The organism is Pseudofrankia sp. DC12 (assembly GCF_000966285.1).
Classification (GTDB): Bacteria; Actinomycetota; Actinomycetes; order Frankiales; family Frankiaceae; genus Pseudofrankia.
On record NZ_KQ031391.1, the window covers coordinates 24,561 to 45,890 of the forward strand.

Genomic DNA, 21,330 nt, shown 5'->3' on the forward strand with positions numbered 1-21,330 from the left:
ATGGCTGACTCGGGCCATCATTCGTCATCCCCATGGGCCAGAGTCAACCCGGCTTTTAGCGCGTAAGCAAACAACATCGCTATTTATACGGTCACGTCATACACAGGCGCATAGTAGGTTGGCGAGAGGTTCGCGGAGGGCGCATCGTTAGCACACACCCCAAACGCCCGGATGGTCCGGGTACGGGTACAGGAGGTGTGCACGGTGGCGATTCCTCGTCGTATTCCTATCGCGTTCGCGGATGCGTTCCCGAACGGTGCCTACGTGCTCGGCGTCGAGCAGTCCAACGACTTCGAGAAGTCCCGGCCGGGGTCACCTCCGGTCCAGGAGCGTGACCGTGACTCGAACCTCCCGATGTGGGTGGTGCGGATCATGGACGCGGACCCGACGGCGCGGACCGCGGAACTGAAAGTGAAGATCGCCGCCGAGACGGCGCCGGTCATGCCGGACCCGATCCCGGGCACGCCGTTCCGACCGGTCGAGCTGGTCGACGTGCAGGTGATTCCGTGGGTGGACTCGAACGGAGCGCGGCCGAAGCAGATGTTCGCGCTGCGGGCCTCGGGCCTGCGTCCGGCGTCGCCTGCGGTGGGCCGGCGGAACTCGGGGGCTGCGGCGTGAGCGGCCGTACGGTCAAGTCGCGCACCCGCCTGTCGTCCCACCTGTCGGTCTGCGGCGGGGCCTCGGTCCACCTCAACATCTACCCGGAGCGCTCCCCGATCCTGACCCTGACCACAGGGGACGTCTCGGTGACGATCGCGATGTCGACCACCGACCTCGACGCGACGGCGATGCAGTTCGCCCGTGACCTCGCGGACGCGGCGGCCCGGTTCGCCGAGGACTGCACCCGCTTCGCCCTCAACGCCAACCCTGACACCGACCCAGCGGCGGAACCGGTTAACCCGGCGTCCGGACTGGCCTCGCCCTCCTCGCGTGGGGCGGGTCGTTCTCGGGGCTCACGCGCCGCATAGGCACGTTTCTTACGGGCGTCCCGGGGCCGCCGGCCTGACATAAGGCGTCGGCTGCCCCGGGACCTGCCCCCCATTTCTTCTCTTCCTTTCTTGCCCCTGGCTTTGCCCTGCCGTGAAACGGGTGGTATTTGTCATGCGCAGAATCAACGGGGACCGCCGTTTCCCGTCCCTGCCCGCACGTCACGACAAGATCCGCATCCCGCTGTGGTGGGTCGTCGTCGGCATGCTCGGCCGCCTCGCCGGCCGCTGCCTGCTTGTCGTGTTGCGCCATCCGGTCGCGGTCGGCGTGCTCGTGATCCTGACGGCGTTCTACCGCCAGACCGGCGTGCTCGGCCTCGGCGCGCTGGCCGGCTTCGTCGTGCTCGTGTCGGGGGCCTGGCGGCTGGCGCATCGGGCGTCGTTTGACCGGGCGGCCTGGTGGAGCTGGGGCCGGCTGCGCCTGGTGGCGGTGTATCGGCGGAAGTGGCGGCCGGCGACGTTGCATTGCGGCCTGGCGATCCAGATCCCCGCGTCCAACGCCGAGACGGTCAGCTTCCACGAGTACTTCCCCCGTATCCGTGGCTTCCGCGCCTCGCCCGCGGTCGAGTCGCTGCGCGTCGAACTGCTCCCGGGTCAGACACCGGAGCTGTGGGCAGAGCAGGCCGAAGCGCTACGGCACGTCTACCGGGCACGGGCATGCCGGGTCCGCAGCGACCAGGTCGGATTCATCTGGCTCGACTTCTACCGCCGCGACCCCCTCGACCGGCCCGTGACCCCGGCCGATGTCGACGGACCCGACGGACCCGACGGTCTCGACCATCTTCCGATTGGACGGCGTGAGGACGGCGGCCCGTGGCTGCTGCCCCTTCGCGGATCTCACGTCCTGGTCGCCGGGGCGACAGGGTCGGGGAAGGGCTCGGTGCTGTGGTCGCTGATCCGCGCACTCGGCCCCGCCGTCGCCACAGGTCTCGCCGAGCTATGGGTGTGCGATCCCAAAGGCGGAATGGAGATGGCCGCGGGAGCACCGCTGTTCGCCCGGTTCGCCTACGACCTGCCTGCCATCGCCGATCTCCTCGACGACGCCGTAGCCCGCATGCAGACCCGTGCCGACGGGCTACGCGGTGTGGCCCGGCTTCACACGCCGACGGTGGGCGATCCGCTCATCGTGGTCCTGGTCGACGAGATCGCCGCCCTGACTGCCTACGTGACAGATCGCGATCTCAAGCGGCGCCTCTCGGCGTCACTGGGCCTCCTGCTGTCCCAGGGCCGCGCGCCGGGCGTTGTCGTTGTGGCTGCGGTCCAGGACCCGCGTAAGGAGACGTTGCCGTTCCGGGACCTGTTCCCGGTCCGGGTCGCGCTGCGCCTGGTGGAAGCCGAGCAAGTCGACCTCGTGCTTGGGGCCGGATCCCACGACAAGGGCGCCCGCTGCCAGGACATCCCACCGAACCTGCAAGGCACCGGCTACGTGGCCGAGGACGGCGGCGGCGACCCTGTCCGGGTCCGCGCGTCCTGGCCCGACGACGCGGAAATCCGTCGGACCATCGACCGCCACAGCGCTCCGGCGGCCGGCGCGCTGGCGGTGCTGCGCCCGGTCCCACCACGGCTGGAACTGCCCGGACCGACGATCGCACCGGAGATCGCTGACATCCTGCGTGCCCGTGGCATGGGGCATCTCCTCGGCCTCGACGGGCCGGCTCGGCGTCGGCGGCTCGCCTGGCCCTGGCGCAAGGGAGACGTACCGCGTCTCCGTCTGGGCGGGCCGGCGGGGGGCTGGGTGCCGGACACCGATCGACCGGTCGACGGCTGGGTGCCGGATCTCACCGAGTACGGCGATCCCTGGGCCGAGAAGTGACCGGCCCGGACCAGGACGACGCCGACCCCGGACCCGCCGCCACGGGAGCGGGCGAGGAACCGCGGCCCGGATCTCGGGCGGCCCGGATGCGGATGCCCTTGGCGCGTCAGGTTGTGGAGGCGGTCGCGGTCGAGGAGGGCGTGTGCGTGCGGCCGGTCGCGTTGCGCCGCGTCGACCTCGACACCGGCGAAACCGCCATCGTTCCCGCACCGTGCGGCGCGACGCTGGCCTCGAAATGCCCGCCCTGCGCGGAACGGGCTCGTCGGCTGCGGATGGCGCAATGCAAGACCGGCTGGCATCTCGACGACGAACCCTTGCCCCCGCCGGACCCGCCCGACGACGAGGCCAAACAACTCGGCCGGCTACGCGCTGACCTCGAAGCGATCCGCACCGAAGCCGAAAAGACCGGCGACACGGCCGGGGTCGCTGATGCCGACGAGATGATCGGACAAGTCGACGAGCACCTGGCCGACCTCGGCGTCCGTGGGAAGGCTGCGCCGGACGATCGGGAACGACCTCGGCGGACGCGTTCGACTCGGCGGCGTCAGGACGCTCCGGATCTGCCTCGGCTGCCTGTCGACAAGCGGACGATCGGGCGGACCTTCACCGCGCCGGATGGCACGGCCTGGCGGCCGTCGATGTTCCTCACGCTGACCTGTGACACCTACGGCCGCGTGTTCGCGGACGGCACGCCGATGGACCCGGACACCTACGACTACGGGCGGGCTGCGCGGGATGCGATCCACTTCCCGAAGCTCGTCGACCGGTTCTGGCAGAACCTGCGGCGCGCGGTCGGCTGGGAGGTGCAGTACTTCGCGGCCCTGGAACCGCAGCGGCGGCTCGCTCCGCATCTGCATGCCGCGTTCCGCGGAACGGTCCCGCGCGTACTACTTCGGCAGGTCGCGGCCGCGACCTATCACCAGGTCTGGTGGCCACCCACCGATCGACCCATCTACCCGGCCGCAGGTCCAGGGCTACCCGCCTGGGACGAGCAGACCGGCGGCTACGTCGACCCGACGACCGGCGCCGAGCTGGTCTCGTGGGAAGAGGCGCTCGACGCGATCGGACCGGATGACGAACCGGCGCACGTCGTGCGGTTCGGGCCGCAGATCCGCGCGGACGGCGTCACCTCGAACAGCGACACCGCCGGCCGGCTGATCGGCTACCTGACCAAGTACCTCACCAAGTCACTCGATGGCTGTCACGCCATTACGACCGACCGGCAACGCGCCCACGTCGACCGCCTGGCCGCGACGCTGCGGCACGAGCCGTGCTCGCCGAGCTGCGCCAACTGGCTGCTGCACGGCATCGCCCCGAAGAACGCCCGGCCCGGCCTCGTACCCGGCCGGTGCAAAGGCAAGGCGCACAGGCGGGAGACGCTCGGGTTCGGCGGCCGGCGCGTCCTGGTCTCCCGCAAATGGTCCGGCAAGACCCTCGGCGACCACAGAGCCGACCGCGTCGACTTCGTCCGCGAACAGTTGCAAGCACTCGGCAAGCACGCCGACCCGAACAGCCCAGCGGCGCGAGCGGCCGACGAGACCCGGGCCGACGCGCGGCGTGTCGCCTGGGAGCTGGTCCGTCCCGGCGACCCGGACGCGCCGCGGCGCGAGCACCTGATCCTGCACGCCGTCGCCGAGCGGCAACGCTGGCGGACCCAACTCGCCGATCCCGCGGCCACCGGACCGCCACCAGGCGGCCCGCCCGACGAGGCTCGATCCTCCGATCCGCTGCACGCTCGTACCGAGGAGGGACCGTGACCAAGCTCCTTCTGACCCCGGCAGAGGCGGCCGACCAACTCGGCCTCGGCCGCTCCACCGTCTACGAACTCATGGCCGCCGGCGAGCTGGAATCGCTGTGCATCGGACGGGCGCGGCGCATCCCCTGCGATGCACTGGCCGCCTACATCGAACGCCTACGCGGCCAGCAGAACGGCTCGGCCGCATGAGACCCGAAGCGCTACAGCAGACGCGCGGGCCTCCTGCCCCGGGACAGGGGCGGCGCCGGTTAATCAAGTGCTGCTCAGGCCAACGGGTCGTAGTCGCCGGCAAGCCATCGCAGAAACCTGCGCGGACGGTCGATGGAGGTCTGAACCGCGGTCGACGATTTCCCGCCGGTCAGCAGAAGTTGCTCGTACCGAGCAAGCGCCTGGTGCAGGTCGTCAAGGGTCCATCGCTCAGCTTGATCCTTAGCTGGCCTCGGCGCCTTGCGGGCGGCGTTCCATCGCTCGACGTCCTCGGCGCTCCACACCTTCCCCATGCTCAGCACCGCCACGGGCTCGGGAAACGCGGAGTCGTCGCGAAGGATCTGATGGACCCGCGACGGGCTCACGTCTAGGAGCTGCGCGATCTCCGCGGCGCCCATGAGTTTGATCGTCGGCATGGTCGGATCATAGCTTGACGAGCCAGTAGCTAATGGCTACTGTAGGCGTTAGCGGCCCCGGCGGGTGCTGTAACACCCGCCGAGACCTAGATCCCAGTCCTGACGACACAGGAGCGAGACCTATGGACATCTTCTCGTCTGGCGGCTTCGGCGCGTGGCGCACCCCCGGCGGCAACTCGCCGCTCGTCGCGGTGCACGCGACGGCCACCGGCCATGAGCTGACGATCCGCCCCGGCGCCGACATCGGCGACCTGGCCGCGATCCTCGCGGACCTTCCGGCCGACGCCTTCTTTACCGAGCACTTCGGCGACGTCGACGCGGTCCTGGTCTTCCGCAACGTGCCCGAAGACCCCGCACTCGTCCGGGCCGGCGCGACCCCGCCCGCGGAACCGGCAGCGGCGAGCATCGCCCGCCCGTAGCGGTATCTCTGCCTGCTCCACCCCCATTTTTCTTCCGTTCCTCTGGTGGCGTTCCAAGCCGTCGGGGAGTCGGACGTGTCCAGGGTCGACCGAAGGTCGATCGCGCAAGCGACGCGATAGCGCCCTGGACGCGGCCGGCTCCCCGACGGACCCTCCCACGCCAGAGAAACGGAACCCCGAACCTGCGCCCGGCAGCGACAGCCGCACCCGGCGCCATTCTGTTCCGCTCTCTTCCGGCAAGGAGCCCTGATCCGTCATGCCCGAAAACAGCGCCAACCCTCCGGCCAGCGACTCGGCGTACTACCGCTCCACCCCGGCCGAGCTGGCCAGAGCACACGCCGAAATGGCCAGCTACTCGGCCGATCAGCGCTACGTCTACGCCTGCGGCGCCCTGCGCTACGTCGCCCAAGAAGTGGCCACAGCACGCGTCGACACAGCCACCGTCGCCGCTGCCCGCTACGCACTCGCCCTCGCCCAAGCAGCCCGCGAAACCCCCATCGACCGGACGGAGGCCATCTGATGCCCGCGCGCAAGGGCCGCCGTGGCGCTGGCGAGGGCGCGATCTACAAGGACGCCACCGGCCGCTGGCGCGCCGTTGTCGACCTCGGCTGGAAGAACGGCAAGCGGCAACGGAAGTACCTTTCCGGCCAGACCCGCGCCGAGGTCGCCGAGAAGCTCCGGAAGGTACGGCGGCAGCAAGAGGACGGCGTGGTCGTCGTGGTGACGTCCGGCAAGAAGCCGTTGACGGTCGACCAGTGGCTCACGTTCTGGGTTGGGCACATCGCCCCGGCGCGCGTCCGGCCCTCCACGCTCGACGGGTACCGCAGCAAGGTCAATCATCGGATCATTCCGGCGCTGGGCGGCTACAAGCTCGAAGCGCTCCAGCCGGAGAACGTCGAAGCCTGGCGAGACGAGCTGCTCGCCGAGGGCCTCGCTCCGGCGACCGTTCGGCAGTGCTTCCGCATTCTCAGTCGGGCGCTCAAGGTCGCGGTGCAGCGCGGAAAGGTCGCCCGGAACGTCTGCGCGCTCGTCGATGCGCCGTCGGTGGAACGCGACGAAATCCAGGCGCTGACGGCAGGGCAGGCCCGTCAAATCCTCAAGGTCGCGGCCGACGACTTCAACCCGGCCCGGTGGTCGGTCGCGCTTTCGCTGGGACTGCGTCAGGGCGAAGCGCTCGGCTTGGCCTGGGACGCGGTCGACCTCGTCCGCGGAACCCTCGCGGTCCGGCAAGCCCTCCAGCGCCGACCCTGGCGGCACGGATGCGGCGAGACGCCGTGCGGGAAGAAGCGTGCGGGAAGCTGCCCGGCCCGCGTCGGCGGGGGCTTGGTCCTCGTCGCGCCCAAGAGTCGCGCGGGCCGACGCACGATCACGCTACCGAAGCCCCTTATCCGCGCGCTGCGCGCCCAGCGCGACCGACAGCAGAAAGCCGCGGAGCAGGCCGGCGACCTGTGGAAGAACGAAGGAAACCTCGTCTTCACTCAACCAAACGGCCGTCCCATCGATCCGGCCCGCGACTGGGCCACCTGGAAACGCCTGCTCGAACTGGCCGGCGTTCCGCACGCCCGGCTGCACGACGCCCGGCACACCGCGGCCACGCTGCTCCTGGCCCAGGGAACCCCGGCCCGCGTCGCCATGGAGATCCTCGGCCACTCCCAGATCAGCCTGACCCTCGACACCTACAGCCACGTCGTCCCCGAACTGCAACGCGACGCGGCCGACCGCATCGGCTCGGCTCTCTGGGGAGACGACACGGGCGAGCGTGACAAGAACGACGAACCGGTCGGCGACGACGACCAGGACGAGCAGAGGTCCTGAATCCGGGCTGCTCGTTGGGGCTGGACTGCGCGGTGCCAGCAGTCCCTGACCGTGACGTCGGCCGCCCCGGCAGGCACGGATGCCTGATCGGGTTAGGACGTGAAATGGTCGATCGGTGACGCTTCGCATGATGGTCGACCGTGACTCCCTCACGCTCGACCGGATCTCGCCGCTCTTCGTCGGCGGCAGAGTCTGGCTCCAGGCGGGGAACACGGCCTTCCCCTGTCAGGGCTGGACAGACGAACCGCTCTCGGTCATCGGTTCGATGGGCACCGCCATCGACCGCATCCGCACGGGCGAGGAAGAGGAATGGGACTTCTACTTCTTCGATGGCTCCTACTTCGTCAAGCTGCTGCCTGATACCGCGGAGGCTGGCTCCGCGCCGATCGTCCGGGTCGTGGGACTCGACGACCACGACGAGGACAACCCCGTCGTCGGGGTGGACGTCCGGGTCCCGTTGCTCGACCTTGAGAACGCATTCGTCCAAGCTGTCCGGACGCTGCGGGACTGGGCCGATAGCACCGGCTCTCCTGAGCTCATCGCAGCCGTCGCTCGCACAGGCTCGCCGCTGGACGGATGGGGATCGGACGTCGGATGACCGCATGGAGCTGACCACGATCACACGGCATCCGGGCGGCCGCATCCGCGCGGGTGGCTGCCAGCGTGGCTGCCAGAAACGATCAAAGGTCGCCGTCCCTGATCCACTCGGGGGCGGCGACCTGCAAAAACTACATAGCGTGACTGTGGGGCGGGTGGGGCTCGAACCCACGACCGGAGGATTATGAGTCCCCTGCTCTGACCGGCTGAGCTACCGCCCCGGGCTGACGCAGTCTACCGGCTGCGGTCGACTGGGGACGTAGGCGCCTGCGCTGTAGGCACATCCGTCTCGCGACGCGGACCGTTGGTGGTGCCAATGAACGCCCTGTGTCGCGCTGTGTCGGCCTTTTGGCCTCAGACTGGCCACACGCGGTTGCTCACGCTCCGTGGAGCCGGTTCGTACGGCCTCGAGGGCGTGCCGGCGCCCTGATCGGTACCGCCCAGGGCGCTGACTTCGTCGACATCTACTCCTAACGGGGCTCCGCCCCAGCCCGACGAGGCATGCGCGCTGGTTCCGGACCGAGGGCAGGCTCACGCAGGGACCTGCGATCTGCCGGCCGATCGCCGCCATCCGCTACGCCTAGTGATGATGACCAAAGCTTATCGCCGAAACTGCTGGTCAGGTGCGCTTGCGTCGCGCGCCGTGGAGCGGATGTTCGTCACGCTACGTCAATTTGACTCGATCTTCACGGCTTTCGCCGACCAAGCCTTCTAGGCGCTGGCTGGCCCTTGGAGTCCCGATCAAGGTTGTGCTGAACGCCGGTGGCTTCAGCACCTCGCTCCTCGACACGTTCGGCTCAAAAACTGCCGGGCTGTCGAGCGCCTCAACCTTCGTCGCGCCGAAATCCGCCGCGATGACCACCTACGACAACGCGATGAGCAGCTATGCGCCAAAGCTGCTGGATCCGAGCGACGAGATCGCGACCGCGCCCTACGTGGCGGCGGACGAGATGATCCAGGGCCTCCGGTTGGCGAGCCCGTGCCCGACCCGTGCCACGTTCATCCGGAACCTACGCCAGGTAACGGACTTCACCAGCAGTGGCCTGATGGCCCCGGTAGACCTGTCCAAGCCCAAGAAACCGCAGGTCTGCAAGAACTTCGTCAGGGTCGACCCGACCGGACGCGGTTTCAGCATGGTTCCCCCACCTGCGGCGCTCAACCACGCTGGGTTCTGGTGTGGCCAGGTGCTTTCAGGCTCATAGCCGGGCTGACTACGCGCCGGGGTCGCGGAGCCCGACCGCGTCGTGGCGCCAGAAACTGTTCCGCGTAGACCAGTGTCCCGGTCATCCACGGCTGGTAGGTGGGAAGACGCAGGCCCTGGAAGCAGGGCCGCGGCAAGATAACAGCCCGGATTGATCAAACTACACTTCCAGTCTGATCGCGCCTGAGGAAGTGCTTAGAGTTGATCAGGAAACCCAGTAACCACAGGCGGTTCACGTCGCTGTCGGCCTATCCGTGCCGACCGAATCCGACTACCTTGAGTTGTCACACGCTACTGAGCGTGATCGCCGCGCCGCTCGTGACGAACCTCCATGGCCGGGACCGTGGCGGCCGCCGCCTGCCGGCTGCATCCGGCTTTTGGCTGCGACGACCGCGCCGAGGCCGGACTGGTCATCAGTCGGCGGCGACCCCGGCCTGGGCCGCCACATCGCGGCCGCGCTTCCCGGACCCGCTCAGATCCTTACCAGCGGCCCCGATGACATCGCCGCCTACACCGCCACACTCGACCGCGCCGACGTTCTCGTCGAGCCGATCTGAAGTCCGTCGACCGCCGCCGGGGCGTCGGCGCGCCGTCAGGAGAGCCACCGCGACCCGCGGCACTCGGCGGGAGATCCGGAGCAGCATGACGATCATTCCGGCGGCCGGCAACGCGACCAGGACCATGCTGACGGCCCCGGCGAGTGCGGCGACCACCTCTCCGCTGGACAGTGCCCGGCACACCTGGCTGAACTCGCCGCGCACCGCCGAGGCCGTCCGGGGCAGCACGAAGGGCGCGTAGACCACCACCATGACGAGGTTGACCACGATCACCGGTCCGGCGAACAGCGCCCAGGCGGTCACCATGACCTGGGCCCGTCTGGTCAGGCCGGCCAGCGGCGGATTCGGGGCCGATCTCGTGCCTGGCCGAGCTCGCCGCCGGAACGGGATCGCGCGCGCCGCCGCCCGGGCCGCCGAGCGCATGGCCGGACCCATTCGGTCGAACAGGTCCGGCACCCCGACGAGATCGCTGACGACGTAGTAACCGTCCAGCCGGACGAACGGTGCGAGCTGCCGCACCGCGTCCAGGTGAACGAGGACCGCGGCTGTCACGAGCACCTCGGCCCGGGTGATGGCGAACGCGCCGATGACGAGCAGCGCGAAGATCCCGTTGAAGTAGACACCCCCCAGGTCGGTGCGCAGCCGCCCCCGGCGAGGCAGCCGGTAGGAGTCGGTGACGTCGGTGAAGAAGGCCGGCCAGACGAGGTACATGCCGACGCCGATCACACCCGGCCGCGCACCGCCGTAGCGGCAGGCCGCCGCGTGGCCGCACTCGTGGAACAACGCGCAGACGAGGGTCAGCCCGACCAGCGCCAGGATCATCCACGGGGTGGCCAGCACCGCGGCCGCGCTGTCCCGGGCGCTGTGCCGACCGAACAGCCAGACATCGGCGGACACCAGCCCGGCCAGCAGGACTGCCATGGCCGCCGGCCGGAAGAGCACCGCGAGCGCCCCGCTGATCCGGTGGACGACCGGCGCGGGCAGCAGGGTCCGCCTGCCGGCGAGCAGCAGCAGCGAGTTCGCCCGCGGCGCGGGGGTGACCCCGGTCGGGGCGGCGATCAGACCGAGCGGCATGAGCCGGTGCGCCAGCAGGTACGCGACGTCGTCGCCGCTCACCTGGCGACCGCAGCGCGTCCCGGCGTGCCCGGCGATCGCGGCGAGGTCGCGGCTGCCGTCCGCCGCCTCGAGGATCCGCGCGAGCAGCTCGGTGAGCGCCACGGCCTGGCCGTCGGCCCGACGCGCCAGGAAGACGGGCCGCGCGAGGCCCGACCCGGCGAACTCGCCGAGCAACGCCAGGCCGTCGGCCCGGACCGGCCGGGCGGGCAGCGCGGCCCGACCCGGCTCGGCGCTGCCCGCGCCTGCTGACGCGTGCGGGAGCGCGGGCTCGTTCATCGAACGTCCTCTCAGCGCCATGGTGATCCGCGCGGCGAGGCGCCCGACAGTGCCTGCTCGTCGACTGGCCTGTTCGTCGAACCGGGAATCACATACCGAACAGCCGCCGAATGAGATCCAGCCATTGACCGCCGCCTGGCTGTGCGCTCTCCGGGTGGAGATCGCTGCCAGGAGCGCTGGCGGCAGGCGAGTCGCCGGCGTGGTGCCCGGCGGCAAAGCTGTCCGGGCTCGACTGCTGGACTATGATGTTGATCGTCGGCATGAAGGTAATCACGACCGGCATGTAGCCGCCGCTGACCTGCGGCTGCGAGACGGTGTTTACCACCGCATTGTTCGAAGCGGGCGATCCGATTGGGAAGTTGCTTGAAGTGGGCGAGTTGACCGCGGCGTTGGTGGGGGAGAACCCATACCGGCTGGTCCCGACCGCGGCGAGCGTCGTCCGGTCGGGAAGCAGCTCCGCCCACTCGTCGGTCAGCTCTCCGCGATTGCCCCAGTGGTTCATGCCGGCGTCACTCATTTCCGTCTCCCCGTAAAGTGCCTCCGCGACAGTCCTCAATGAGTGAGGCTAGCGGACCAGGGAAGGAGAGTGAAACATCTGCGCGGGCGTGTCGCCGAGCCGGGAATTTACTCCTGCCCGCCGGTCACCACTGGTTGAGGAAGGTGTCACCAAGGGCGACGGAATTGATGTACGCACCGGCGTTGCCGATCGCCTGCACCATCGAGCTGTTGCCGGTGACGACGTTGTTGCTGGCCGGTGAGTTGACCGGTGAGTTGTTACCGGTACCCACGGACTGACCGTTCTGGAACACCATCAGCGTGATCCGGTCAGGCAAGAGCTCGACATATTCTGCCGCCAGCTCGGCCACGTCCATCCCGGGCCGGACTGTCTCCGTCAGATCCATTACCCCACCATCCCCACGTTCGGTCCCCGAACCGCGCCCGCGTTGACTGTCATGAGGGCACGGCTGGTGGCTCGCGACGATTTGTGACGCATATGCCTCGGCTGGTGATGCGGGCGCCACCGCAGAAGTCGCCCCGGTATCAGGACGGACTTCCTGGCCCGCGGCATCCGGCCGGTACATCAGGACCCTAGGCCCGGCCACGACGGACCGCAAAGCGATGTTGCCCGCCCCGGAGGGGACACCGTTCGGCATCTCGCGGCTCTCCCTGGGGCGGCCGGCGACCCTGCGCCGCTGCGGCCAGGGCCGCCGGCCTGCGCGCCCGAGGCTGCCGGCTCCGGCCGGTCAGGCCGGCCGCCCGACTCGGGCGGCCGACGCCGCCGACCGGAGCCGGACGCGGGTCAGGGCCGGTCGACCTGGCCGCTCCACGCCCCGGACTCGGTGCCACGCTCCTCGATGAATGCCTTGAACCGCTTCAGGCCGGCCTTCACCCGCCGGTCGTCCGCGCCGACGGCCGAACCGACCTCCGGCTCCGTGAGCCTTTGGTTTTGGGTCGGCGCCGGCGGACAGGGCGTCAATATCATCGGCGAATTATCGAACAACTGTGGCGGCGATCTGGGGTTGATAAGCAGGTCGCTGCGGGGTCTCACGCGAATTGTCATCCAATGAACGAGTCCGCGATGAGCATGGTCGACAAGGTGCGAAACACGCTGCAGCGCGTCACGGGACACGCAAGCGGACCGCCGGCCGAGTCACTGGGCGGAATCAAGCGGTCATGGCGACACATGACTTTCCAGCAGCTCGGTAAAGACCTCGAGCGGCGTCGCCCATTTGAGCGTCTGCCGTGGCCGCCCATTCAGCTGCGTGGCCACCATATCAAGTTCTTCCTGCGTGTGCAAGGACAGGTCGGTGCCCTTCGGGAAGTACTGGCGCAGCAACCCGTTGGTGTTCTCGTTCGAGCCGCGCTGCCACGGTGAGTGCGGGTCGCAGAAATACACGGGAATACCGGTGCGGACGGTGAAATCGGCGTGCCGGGCCATCTCCTTTCCCTGGTCCCAGGTCACCGAGTTCCGCATGAACTCGGGCAGGGTCTCCATCTTCTTGCCCAGCAGGTAGGCGACCTTGTCGGCGTTACGGTCGTACGGTATTCGCACCAACATCACGAACCGGGTCGTGCGCTCGACCAGCGTGGCGATCTGCGACTTGTTGCCCTTCCCGATGATCAGGTCGCCCTCCCAGAAACCGGGGACGGCGCGGTCCTCGGCCTCCTTCGGCCGCTCGCTGATGTTGACCATGCCGACGATCCCGCCCCTGGTCAGGGTGCTGCGCGACCGGTTGACCCGCCTGGCCCGGCCCTTACGCAGCGCGATCTTCAGTTCCGTCCGCAGCTCGCCGCGCGCCTGGAGGTAGAGGCACTCGTAGATTGTTTCGTGGCTCACGCGCATGCTCTCGTCGTCGGGAAAGTCCGTGCGCAGTCTCTCGCTGATCTGCTTCGGCGACCACTTCTCGACCAGGCCGGTGTTCACCGCGTCGTGCAGCTCCTTCGACGCGACGAGTTTCCGTTCCTTCGGGCGGGCGCACATCAGATCACACCGTGCCTGCGCATCCACCGCCCGATACGCCGCGGCACCGCCGTTACGCTCGATCTCCCGGGAGATCCCCGAATGATGACGACCGAGCACAGCGGCGATATACCGAGCCGAACGCTCCTGACTCAACTCCCGCGAGATGACCTCGCGGTCCTCCACCGTCAACCGCTCCCGTACGCCCATCCACCATCCAGCCCCTCGACACCATCGCGATCATCCTATCGGGGCGTCGCTACGACCGTTTGATGCCGCCCTGGGTGGCGCGAACGGCCCCGGCTCGGTGATGTTCTCGGTGAGCGCCCCGACCTCGGCGACCGCCCTGCGCCTCTACTGGATGAGCGCGTTCGACCCGGCGGTCCACGGCGATGGCCCGTCGAGGGCGTCGGCCTGCGAGCCGTCGAGGGCCGGATCCGGGCGCCGACCAGAAGATCGTCGAATCGCAGCGCCCGGCCAGGGTGTTCGCCGCCACCGAGACGCACCGCGCGTTCGACGCCCTCGGCGTCGCCTACCGCAAGGCGCTACGCGAATGGGCTTCGCCGGCTGGCCACCGCCGCGGGCCGCGCGGCGACGCGCCCGCGGCGCGGCGACACCCGTCCAACGCCGGCTCAAGGTTCCCAGCGTTGAGTCTGCATCCCGAGAAACCAGCGGGAGGCACCACTTCAGCCGCACCACTTCAGCCACATCACGGAGGACAACTGACCGTCTATCGCGATCACGGCGCGTCGAACAGCGCGCTCACTGATTCGCCGTTGTGGATGCGCCGGACTGCTTCGGCCAACGCCGGGGCAATCGAGAGGACCCGCAGCTTGTCGGTGCGGTGCTCCATCGGAATCGGCACGGTGTTGGTGCACACGATCTCCAGCACATCAGGCTGGTCTGACAACCGGTTGAGGGCTCCCGCCGAAAACAGTCCGTGCGTGCAGGCAACACGGATCGAACGCGCTCCCAACTCGCGCAGGCGCTCCAGGCAATGCCGTTGTAAGGCGCTTGATCGCGAGGTGTGAGGTACCCGGCCGCGCCTGAGCTAACGGTGACGTTGGGTGACGGTCGGGGGTGGGGTGGGAGGTCGCCGGAGCGGAGGATTTGGGTGCTGGGAGTGCCCGGATTGCGGGGTTTGAGCGGATCTCCGGGTGAGGTGAAGGGTGTCGAAGCCAGTTCCCTGACCCGGAGTCCGCCGTGTCCTGTTTCTATCCTGTCGTCCCGTCGGTCGCGCTGCCCGGGGTGGCCTTCGGCCGGGTCGGTGCCGGGCTGCTGGCGGTGCGTGCCGAGGACCTGGCCGCGGGGCCGGTTCGCACGGCCGGGCGCCGCGGCGGCGGCCGGGCGCCGGCCCGCGACCGCCGCGGCCTGCTCACGCTGGCTGAGGGCGCGCTCCCGGCCCGCCACGGCGACCAGGTGATCGTCTACCGGCCGGTGCTGGCCGGGACGCTCAGGGCCTACGACAACGGGGATCTGGCCCTGTCGGGCCGGGCGGCGGACCACGTGTCGCTGGGAGCGGCGGAGGCCGAGCTCGACCGGCGGCTCGGCCCCGGCGCGCTCGACCGGCTGATCGCCGAGGCGTTCACCCAGTTCCAGGCGACGACACCGCCCGGCAGCGACGACGCCGCACCTGATGACGCCGTGCGCGGGCAGGAGACGGCGTTGGCGTTGACCCGGGGGGTCGTCGTGCGGGCGCTGGTCCTGGGGTCGTGGATGGCGGGCACCGGGTGGGACGACGTGCTGGCGGCGTTGTTCGCGCCGGTCGCGGACGTCCCGTTCACCCGCTGCTCCGCCACGCCCGGCGGGCCGGCGTTCTCCCGGGCGCGGCGCGGCGTGCCGGGGGTGGTGGTCGCCGCGGTGTGCGAGGCGGTCCTGGTGGTGCTGCGCGCGGAGCTCCTCGACCCGCACGACCCACAGGCGCTGGCCGCGGGAGCGTTCCGGGTCGCCGGCTTCGACGGGACCCTCCTGCGGCTGCCCGACACGGCGGCGAACCGGGAGCGCTTCGGGGCGGGCACCGACCCGGCGCCGTTCCCGCACGTCCGCCTTCTGATCGACGTCGACGCTGGGACGAAGACCCCGCTCGGCTACGCCCACGGCCCGTCCTCGGGCGCGAAGGACGCCGGTGAGCAGACGCTGCTCGAGCAGGTCGCGACCGCCACCCCGGCGATCTGTCACCCTGGGCTCCTGCACGTCGGGGACCGTAACTTCCCCGGCGCCGAGCGGCTGAGGCGGCTGACCGGCGCCGGGATGAACCTCGCGGTGCGGCTGCGCGCCGGGATCACCGTCGACGTCGACACGTGGCTGCCCGACGGCTCGGCGCTCGTCGACCTCGGCACCGACGACGTGCTGCACGGCTGGCGCGACGTCGAGTGGGACGTGTTCGCCGACGGCGTCCACACCGGTGAGACGTTCGCCGTGGCCACGAACATCACCGACCCCGCCGCGCTGCCCGCGCTCGCTCTCACCGCCGGCTACCGGGCCCGATGGGGCGCGACCGAGACCCCGATCCGCGAGACCAAGGCCACCCTGAACGACTCCGGACCCGGAGCCGGGCCGATGCTGCGCGCCACCGACCCGTTCGAGGTCGACCAGGAGATCCCCGCTCTCCTGCTCGGGGCGGCTCTCCTGCGCGCGGTGCAGCGCAGCGCCGCCGCGCAGGCCACCCCCGCCCAGCGCGGCGCCCGCGCCGGGCAGCCGGTCCTGGCCCGGGAACTGTCCACCAAGGCCACGGTGCTCGCGCTCACCCGCCACCTCGGCGCGGCGACCCCCGGCCTGCCCGACGAGGTCGTCGCACACCGGCTCGCCGCCATCCACAGCGCACTCAGCCGGCGGCGCAACACCCCCGACCGCAACCGCACCCGCGAACGCCGGGCGAAGAGCGTCTCGGAGTTCCCCCACGCCGGACCCGGCCTCACCACCCGCAAGGTCGTCTACGAGACCCGGATCTGCGGACCGATCACCGACACCCTCACCACGGCGGCCCCAACACTCACGCTTCCCGATGTCACCGAACGTGACCACACTCAGCCAGCCATGGCAGCCTGACCCACGCGATCAAGAGAGTTTCACTGGCATTGGGCGCTCCAGGAGCTCAAGGACCGTGCTGCCCTTGGCGATTTCGTCGTCCAACACGATGACATCCCGGTCGGCGATGTCGCCGATGACCGAGCTGATGCTCACCCGGTCATCGGCGAAGCGCTGCTTGGCCCCGGCGGCCACCTTCGCGCCCAACAGCCGGGCGAAGGCTGCCGCCTCCTTTGCGTTGCCCAGATCCGGGGACACGACCGTCATGTTGGTCAGGTCGTAGCGGCGGAAGTGCTGCGCGAGTTCCCTCAGCGCATGGAGATGGTCCACCGGAACAGAGAAAAACCCGTGCACCTGCGGCGAGTGCAGCGTCAGCGCCAGAACACGGCTCGCTCCAGAGGTGACCAGCAGGTCCGCCACCAGGCGCCCGCCGATAGAGATTCTCGGCGCGTCCTTCTTGTCGGAGCGGGCATAGGCGTAGTGCGGCATCACCACGGTGATACGGCTGGCGGACGCCCCGCGAGCGGCGTCACACATCAGCAACAGCTCGACGAGGTGCTCCTGCACGGGAGTGACCAACGGCTGGACCAGGAAGACATCCCGTTCACGGCAGTTCGCCTGCAGTTGCACCTCGAGACAATCGTTCGCGAACCGGTTCACCCGGACCGGACTCAGAGGGACCCCCAGGTGAGCGCACACCTCCGCCGCCAGCTCGGGGTGAGCACTACCGCTGAACACGGCGATCTCTCGCACGACACTCCTCGCTTGATCGACTCGAGTCCATGCACACGCTGGTGCCACGACCGCCGAGGTTAGCCCGTCGCGTGATCGGTGGCGGTGTCCCTGGTGGTCACGAAACAGGCTCAGCTACGACCGCCGGAGGGCTGAATCGGCGACATGGAGACGCCGCGGCGGGCGAGGCAGGATGGGGCTCGGCGCCACAGTCGCGGCCAGCCTGCCGGGTCTCAGCCGTCGCCGAAGCCGCGGTAGGTGCCCGACGCGTCCACCGCGTTGACCAGCCCTGGCTGGCCCATCGTCAACGCATTGGCGTGCTGCACGGCCTCTGAAGTGAGCCGCTGACCGGTCTCCGTCGCGTGCTGGCCGTAGAGCTCGCGAACCTCGTCGAGGTTGAAGTCACTCAGCCGCAGCGACGCCACCGCGATGTTGAACGGACTCGGGGACGTCAGAGTGGTCGGGTCGCCGCTGGAGGCGATTTTGTAGTCACGGACGTCGCGCAGGCCGCAGAGCGCCACAGACGCCGGAAAGCCGGTCGGGCGGTCGGCGAAACCGCCGCGCAGTTGACGAAGCACGCTGAGCAACGTGCGTCCGCCCAAAGAGTCGATCTCATCGAGGAAGAGCACGAGCGGGCGCGGGCAGGTCTCCGCCCAGACGGCGAACGCGTCCGAGAGCGGGCCTTCGTCCCAGCTGTCCGGCCAGGGCGGTGGCCGCAGATCGACCGGCAGGTTGGTTCGTGCCGTTCGACCGGCGCCTGTCAGGATCGCTCGAGTGGCCGCGCCGATATCGTCCGGCCAAGGCTGGCCGGCCTCCATCGACAGCACCACCGCCGCATAGCGGCCACTCGCGGTCAACTCGGCCGCCAGCGCACGCAGCGCCGTCGTCCTGCCCGTCTGGCGGGGAGCGTGCAGGACGAAATACTTCCTGTGCCCAACGAGATCAGGGACTTCGGGTAGCCGCGCCGAGGCCGGGATCATGTAGTGATCGCTCAGCACACACGGCCCCGTCGTGTTGAACGAGCGGGCCACCACCCACCGCCTTCCGGACGCGTACCACTGATCGCGACTCTACGCAACCTGTGGTGGGACCCCGTTGTGGTCATTGGCCCGCGGGATCAGTCATGACAGACCGCACACTGGGAGCGACGACGACGGCGAGCCTCTGACGGACCCAGCACCCACCTTGATGTTCCTTCTGCGACATCGGCCATTTCTTGGTCCTGCACACCGACACCTTCGGCAGCGCCGACGTGCCGGCGGTCGAACCGCGGTCCACCGCACCGAGCGGACCGTCGAGGCCAACTACCGGCACCCGAGCGTGAACCCGGTCGCCGAGCCGGGCCCGGACGGCCGCCGGCCCGTCGGCGAGACCTTCGTCCGGTACCGGGTCGAGCTGCCGTTGGCGGCCTGGCTGGGTGGCGCGAACAGACCGGGCAGCGTCGTGTTCTGAGCGAAAGTGGCCACGCCCGCCGACCCGAGGCGTCGTCACCGGACGTACCCGGCATTCTCGGCGCCACCGTTGCCAGTTGGCTGATAAACCAAACGTCGCGTATTTCCAGCACTTCGCGATCTGGCGCCGGTCCTGAATCTGATCAGCCGGCACCGGGCCTCACGTCTCCTGATCGTGAGCACCGGCGGCCGAGCTGTGTCTGCGATAGCACCTACGCCTCGGTGGCTATGCTGCGCAGGTGGCGACGGCTGAATTCGATATCGATCTACCTGGCGGGCGAGGCGGACGTGACCACTCCATCGGTGTAGATGGCGTCAGGCCGACGATTCGGTGTCCAGCAGCGGAAGTATGGCCATGCGCCCCAGTCGTTCGCATGTACTCGCCGACGACATCGAACGTGCGAACAGGGAGGATTTCGCTGGTGGTCTCAGTGCTGCGAAAAACGGTGCCACTGCTGATGGCCTCGGTCGCCCTTCTCGTCCTGCTGCCCAGCACGGCGCTGGCCGCCGACACGACCCAGTACGCCCTCGATCCAACCCGCGGGAATGGTGTGGCGATTCCCTTCGAGGGATACACCGACCAGCACGGAAACCCGGTGCCGATAAGCGGCGCCGTCGGCGTCGACCTGGTGTTCGGGTCGGGCTCGAACCAGTATCTGCCATGTCAGAAATTCAATCCGTCCACCGGCACCGGCGACACGTTCGTGAACGCCTGCCAGACCCCGAGCAGCTACGCCACCTACACCCGGTTCCCCGTCGGCGGCGGGCTGTTGTTCCCGCACGGCTACTTCATGGGCAACACACAGCCCGATCTGGTGCGTGGCGGAATGCTGACCACCAACTGGGGAGCACGCGCCACCGCCCTGTCGGTCGAGTTCTACCCACAGCAGGACCTCGACTCCGTGTACGTCCACCCCCGGTTCGACGTCAGCCGGTTCGACCACTACGCCAACGGCTGGGCGTACTCGCCGGCCGTGGGCCGCATCACCCTGGCCACACTCGCCGATCCGGGCACCACGCACTTTGGCGGGCGGCTGACGGACGCCGGCCGGGCCGTCGCGCCGGGCCGCGCCCGGATCACGATCTTCGGCGGTGAGGCGCACTCGTCCACCGGCTACCGGATCGCCTCGTTCGCGGTCGTCACCAGCACGGGCACCGACCGCTGGGACAGCGGCGCGATGTACGCCGGCGGGCAGCAGCTCTACATCCTGGACACAGTCACGCACCAGCAGTGCATCATCGGCCGCTCTCTCATCACCGGCGCGATCGACATCGATCTCGCCAGGCCCGGATTCGGCGACGCCAACGCCCGCTGCACGGCAGTGTGACCATCCAGCGAGTCACAGCGCCCTAGCTCTGTGAGGAAGAACGGGTTCCCGACGGTGCGCGAGCGCAGCTGCTCGGCCTTGTCGCCGCCCGGGTCGCGGCCGGACAGCTCCCGGACGAGCACCCGGACCTCCTCGGTGGCGAGCCCGTCGAGCCCGAGCCTGCGCGCGCCGGGCCGCGACAGCGCCGACAGCGTGCCGATGAGCGCCGACGCCTCGTGCCGCCTCAAGGTCGCCACCAGCAGCAGGCCCGGCCGGGCGATGGACGCCACGTGGACCAGTAGCCGCAGCGTCGCGTCGTCCGCCGCGTGGATGTCCTCCAGCACGACGATCAACGGGCCGGCGGCAGCCAGGAACGCGCCGACCGCCTCGAAGAACCGCAGCCGCGCCCCCTGCGCGTCGGACGCCGGGATCGCCTCCAGCCCGCCCCGCAGGACACCCTGCCCACCTCGTCGGGCAGGGTGTCCTGCGGGGCCGTGGCGGCGAGGTCGCGCAGGACCCGTTCCCAGGGCCACAGGGCGGGTGCGGTCTCGTGGCCGGGACTCGACCCCCAGCCGACCGGCACGTCGGCGGTCGCGCGGAACCGCCTCAGCAGGCTCGTCTTGCCGACGCCCGGCTCGCCGTCCACCAGCACGACCAGCACGACCAGCACGACGCCTTCGCCGCCTCGCGCAGGAAGTCCAGCGCGCTCTCGCAGCCGACGAAGACCGGCTGGTCCGCCGCGGGCTCAGGGGCCCCGCGCGCCGTCGTCTGTTCCGGCGCCGGCACCGGGAACGTCACCAAACCCGAGATCATCTCAAAACGGGCACGTCGTTCCCCACCCAGCCCTCCTCAAACCCGACCAGACCCACGACCTGCGCAGAAAGACTTTGCAGGCCACCCTGGGTCAAGCGCGGCGTAGGACGGAAGGGTCCTCGTTGGCACCTATAGGCTAGGCCCGCCGCGGCGGGCGCAGCCGAACTCTCCGGCGCGCGGATGGCGAGGATGTCCTGGGCGTCAGAAACACGGTTGCCTCCGCTCAGTCACCCCAAGGGACTCGCGAGCAATGGCCAGCTTTGCCGCCAACGGGCCATTTGTCCAGACCTTGGTGATTCCGGATCGTCACGCGGTGCCGGCGCGGCGCCGTCGGGCCCGTCGAACCCTGGCCGGGGCGGGGTCTCCCGCCTGGCGGCCAG

Annotated in this window: 22 protein-coding genes and 1 tRNA gene; 13 read left to right on the forward strand and 10 right to left on the reverse strand. The window is 69.6% G+C overall.

The genetic code is table 11. The annotated features are described in order from the left end of the window. Nucleotides 1–204 precede the first annotated feature (204 nt). From FRADC12_RS00065 to FRADC12_RS00085, 5 genes are all read left to right on the forward strand, one after another. A complete protein-coding gene (locus tag FRADC12_RS00065) occupies nt 205–618 on the forward strand; it encodes a hypothetical protein (protein WP_045878837.1) in 414 nt (137 codons plus the stop codon). Then, nucleotides 615–968 (forward strand): hypothetical protein, encoded by a 354-nt coding sequence (locus FRADC12_RS00070; protein WP_045875080.1) that lies wholly within the window; start codon nt 615–617, stop codon nt 966–968. Before FRADC12_RS00065 ends, FRADC12_RS00070 begins: the two co-directional genes overlap by 4 nt. 133 nt (nt 969–1,101) lie before the next feature. Then, nucleotides 1,102–2,799: an FtsK/SpoIIIE domain-containing protein gene (locus FRADC12_RS00075; RefSeq protein WP_045875081.1), complete on the forward strand. Its 1,698-nt coding sequence runs from the start codon at nt 1,102–1,104 to the stop codon at nt 2,797–2,799. Beyond that, the gene (locus FRADC12_RS00080) at nt 2,796–4,556 is read left to right on the forward strand and encodes a replication initiator (RefSeq protein WP_045875082.1); all 1,761 of its coding nucleotides are present in this window, start codon (nt 2,796–2,798) and stop codon (nt 4,554–4,556) included. The genes FRADC12_RS00075 and FRADC12_RS00080 overlap by 4 nt, the downstream gene beginning before the upstream one ends. Continuing rightward, entirely contained in the window at nt 4,553–4,744 is a 192-nt protein-coding gene (locus FRADC12_RS00085) for a helix-turn-helix domain-containing protein (protein WP_045875083.1), read from the forward strand. The genes FRADC12_RS00080 and FRADC12_RS00085 overlap by 4 nt, the downstream gene beginning before the upstream one ends. A 74-nt stretch (nt 4,745–4,818) precedes the next feature. Here FRADC12_RS00085 and FRADC12_RS00090 read toward each other — a convergent pair whose 3' ends face one another. Next, a complete protein-coding gene (locus FRADC12_RS00090) occupies nt 4,819–5,178 on the reverse strand; it encodes a helix-turn-helix transcriptional regulator (RefSeq protein WP_045875084.1) in 360 nt (119 codons plus the stop codon). A gap of 122 nt (nt 5,179–5,300) precedes the next feature. Between FRADC12_RS00090 and FRADC12_RS00095 the strand changes: the two genes are divergently transcribed. The 4 genes from FRADC12_RS00095 to FRADC12_RS00110 all read left to right on the forward strand — a co-directional run bounded on the left by FRADC12_RS00095 (nt 5,301) and on the right by FRADC12_RS00110 (nt 8,010). Continuing rightward, the gene (locus tag FRADC12_RS00095) at nt 5,301–5,597 is read left to right on the forward strand and encodes a hypothetical protein (RefSeq protein ID WP_045875085.1); all 297 of its coding nucleotides are present in this window, start codon (nt 5,301–5,303) and stop codon (nt 5,595–5,597) included. 256 nt (nt 5,598–5,853) lie between these two features. Next, nucleotides 5,854–6,117, forward strand: a complete 264-nt coding sequence (locus tag FRADC12_RS00100) for a hypothetical protein (RefSeq protein WP_045875086.1) — start codon at nt 5,854–5,856, stop codon at nt 6,115–6,117. Further along, entirely contained in the window at nt 6,117–7,412 is a 1,296-nt protein-coding gene (locus tag FRADC12_RS00105) for a tyrosine-type recombinase/integrase (RefSeq protein ID WP_045875087.1), read from the forward strand. The genes FRADC12_RS00100 and FRADC12_RS00105 overlap by 1 nt, the downstream gene beginning before the upstream one ends. Before the next feature lie 130 nt (nt 7,413–7,542). Beyond that, complete coding sequence (locus FRADC12_RS00110; protein WP_157488641.1) at nt 7,543–8,010, forward strand: hypothetical protein; 468 nt, start codon at nt 7,543–7,545, stop codon at nt 8,008–8,010. 146 nt (nt 8,011–8,156) lie between these two features. On the opposite strand, the gene FRADC12_RS00115 is transcribed toward FRADC12_RS00110, so the two are convergent. Beyond that, nucleotides 8,157–8,230: transfer RNA gene (locus FRADC12_RS00115), tRNA-Ile, on the reverse strand. A 528-nt stretch (nt 8,231–8,758) separates the two neighbouring features. Between FRADC12_RS00115 and FRADC12_RS00120 the strand changes: the two genes are divergently transcribed. Beyond that, nucleotides 8,759–9,211 carry a type 1 periplasmic-binding domain-containing protein gene (locus FRADC12_RS00120; RefSeq protein WP_198152733.1) on the forward strand — a complete coding sequence of 151 codons (453 nt, stop codon included), beginning with the start codon at nt 8,759–8,761 and terminating at the stop codon, nt 9,209–9,211. 412 nt (nt 9,212–9,623) lie between these two features. On the opposite strand, the gene FRADC12_RS00125 is transcribed toward FRADC12_RS00120, so the two are convergent. The 5 genes from FRADC12_RS00125 to FRADC12_RS28900 all read right to left on the reverse strand — a co-directional run bounded on the left by FRADC12_RS00125 (nt 9,624) and on the right by FRADC12_RS28900 (nt 14,614). Next, nucleotides 9,624–11,159 carry a hypothetical protein gene (locus tag FRADC12_RS00125; RefSeq protein ID WP_232303495.1) on the reverse strand — a complete coding sequence of 512 codons (1,536 nt, stop codon included), beginning with the start codon at nt 11,157–11,159 and terminating at the stop codon, nt 9,624–9,626. An 88-nt stretch (nt 11,160–11,247) separates the two neighbouring features. Next, nucleotides 11,248–11,676: a hypothetical protein gene (locus FRADC12_RS00130; RefSeq protein ID WP_045875089.1), complete on the reverse strand. Its 429-nt coding sequence runs from the start codon at nt 11,674–11,676 to the stop codon at nt 11,248–11,250. 124 nt (nt 11,677–11,800) lie between these two features. Then, nucleotides 11,801–12,061, reverse strand: coding sequence for a hypothetical protein (locus FRADC12_RS00135; protein ID WP_045875090.1), 261 nt, complete (start codon nt 12,059–12,061; stop codon nt 11,801–11,803). Nucleotides 12,062–12,831: 770 nt separating this feature from the next. After that, nucleotides 12,832–13,830, reverse strand: coding sequence for an IS30 family transposase (locus tag FRADC12_RS00140; protein ID WP_045875091.1), 999 nt, complete (start codon nt 13,828–13,830; stop codon nt 12,832–12,834). 529 nt (nt 13,831–14,359) lie between these two features. After that, entirely contained in the window at nt 14,360–14,614 is a 255-nt protein-coding gene (locus FRADC12_RS28900; RefSeq protein ID WP_198153072.1) for a ribose-phosphate diphosphokinase, read from the reverse strand. A gap of 209 nt (nt 14,615–14,823) precedes the next feature. Here FRADC12_RS28900 and FRADC12_RS00145 point away from each other — a divergent pair, with 209 nt between their 5' ends. Next, on the forward strand, nt 14,824–16,668 hold the full coding sequence (locus FRADC12_RS00145) for a hypothetical protein (RefSeq protein ID WP_045875092.1): 1,845 nt from the start codon (nt 14,824–14,826) through the stop codon (nt 16,666–16,668). A 9-nt stretch (nt 16,669–16,677) separates the two neighbouring features. On the opposite strand, the gene FRADC12_RS00150 is transcribed toward FRADC12_RS00145, so the two are convergent. After that, nucleotides 16,678–17,400: a ribose-phosphate diphosphokinase gene (locus FRADC12_RS00150; RefSeq protein ID WP_045878840.1), complete on the reverse strand. Its 723-nt coding sequence runs from the start codon at nt 17,398–17,400 to the stop codon at nt 16,678–16,680. Nucleotides 17,401–17,612: 212 nt separating this feature from the next. Next, nucleotides 17,613–18,410 (reverse strand): P-loop NTPase family protein, encoded by a 798-nt coding sequence (locus FRADC12_RS00155; protein WP_232303497.1) that lies wholly within the window; start codon nt 18,408–18,410, stop codon nt 17,613–17,615. 289 nt (nt 18,411–18,699) lie between these two features. Between FRADC12_RS00155 and FRADC12_RS33710 the strand changes: the two genes are divergently transcribed. Continuing rightward, entirely contained in the window at nt 18,700–18,831 is a 132-nt protein-coding gene (locus FRADC12_RS33710; RefSeq protein WP_255355158.1) for a hypothetical protein, read from the forward strand. Between the two features lie 457 nt (nt 18,832–19,288). After that, nucleotides 19,289–20,158, forward strand: coding sequence for a hypothetical protein (locus FRADC12_RS31890; RefSeq protein WP_502685297.1), 870 nt, complete (start codon nt 19,289–19,291; stop codon nt 20,156–20,158). A 585-nt stretch (nt 20,159–20,743) separates the two neighbouring features. Here FRADC12_RS31890 and FRADC12_RS31895 read toward each other — a convergent pair. Next, complete coding sequence (locus FRADC12_RS31895; protein ID WP_232303498.1) at nt 20,744–20,935, reverse strand: hypothetical protein; 192 nt, start codon at nt 20,933–20,935, stop codon at nt 20,744–20,746. Between the last annotated feature and the right edge of the window lie 395 nt (nt 20,936–21,330).

Bases quoted from the DNA above. Each gene is read 5' to 3' on its own strand.
- FRADC12_RS00075 (WP_045875081.1), top strand. From the start codon at position 1,102: ATGCGCAGAATCAACGGGGACCGCCGTTTCCCGTCCCTGCCCGCACGT.
- FRADC12_RS00090 (WP_045875084.1), bottom strand. From the start codon at position 5,178: ATGCCGACGATCAAACTCATGGGCGCCGCGGAGATCGCGCAGCTCCTA.
- FRADC12_RS00095 (WP_045875085.1), top strand. From the start codon at position 5,301: ATGGACATCTTCTCGTCTGGCGGCTTCGGCGCGTGGCGCACCCCCGGC.
- FRADC12_RS00100 (WP_045875086.1), top strand. From the start codon at position 5,854: ATGCCCGAAAACAGCGCCAACCCTCCGGCCAGCGACTCGGCGTACTAC.
- FRADC12_RS00105 (WP_045875087.1), top strand. From the start codon at position 6,117: ATGCCCGCGCGCAAGGGCCGCCGTGGCGCTGGCGAGGGCGCGATCTAC.
- FRADC12_RS00110 (WP_157488641.1), top strand. From the start codon at position 7,543: ATGGTCGACCGTGACTCCCTCACGCTCGACCGGATCTCGCCGCTCTTC.
- FRADC12_RS00125 (WP_232303495.1), bottom strand. From the start codon at position 11,159: ATGAACGAGCCCGCGCTCCCGCACGCGTCAGCAGGCGCGGGCAGCGCC.
- FRADC12_RS00130 (WP_045875089.1), bottom strand. From the start codon at position 11,676: ATGAGTGACGCCGGCATGAACCACTGGGGCAATCGCGGAGAGCTGACC.
- FRADC12_RS00135 (WP_045875090.1), bottom strand. From the start codon at position 12,061: ATGGATCTGACGGAGACAGTCCGGCCCGGGATGGACGTGGCCGAGCTG.
- FRADC12_RS00140 (WP_045875091.1), bottom strand. From the start codon at position 13,830: ATGGGCGTACGGGAGCGGTTGACGGTGGAGGACCGCGAGGTCATCTCG.
- FRADC12_RS31890 (WP_502685297.1), top strand. From the start codon at position 19,289: ATGGCCTCGGTCGCCCTTCTCGTCCTGCTGCCCAGCACGGCGCTGGCC.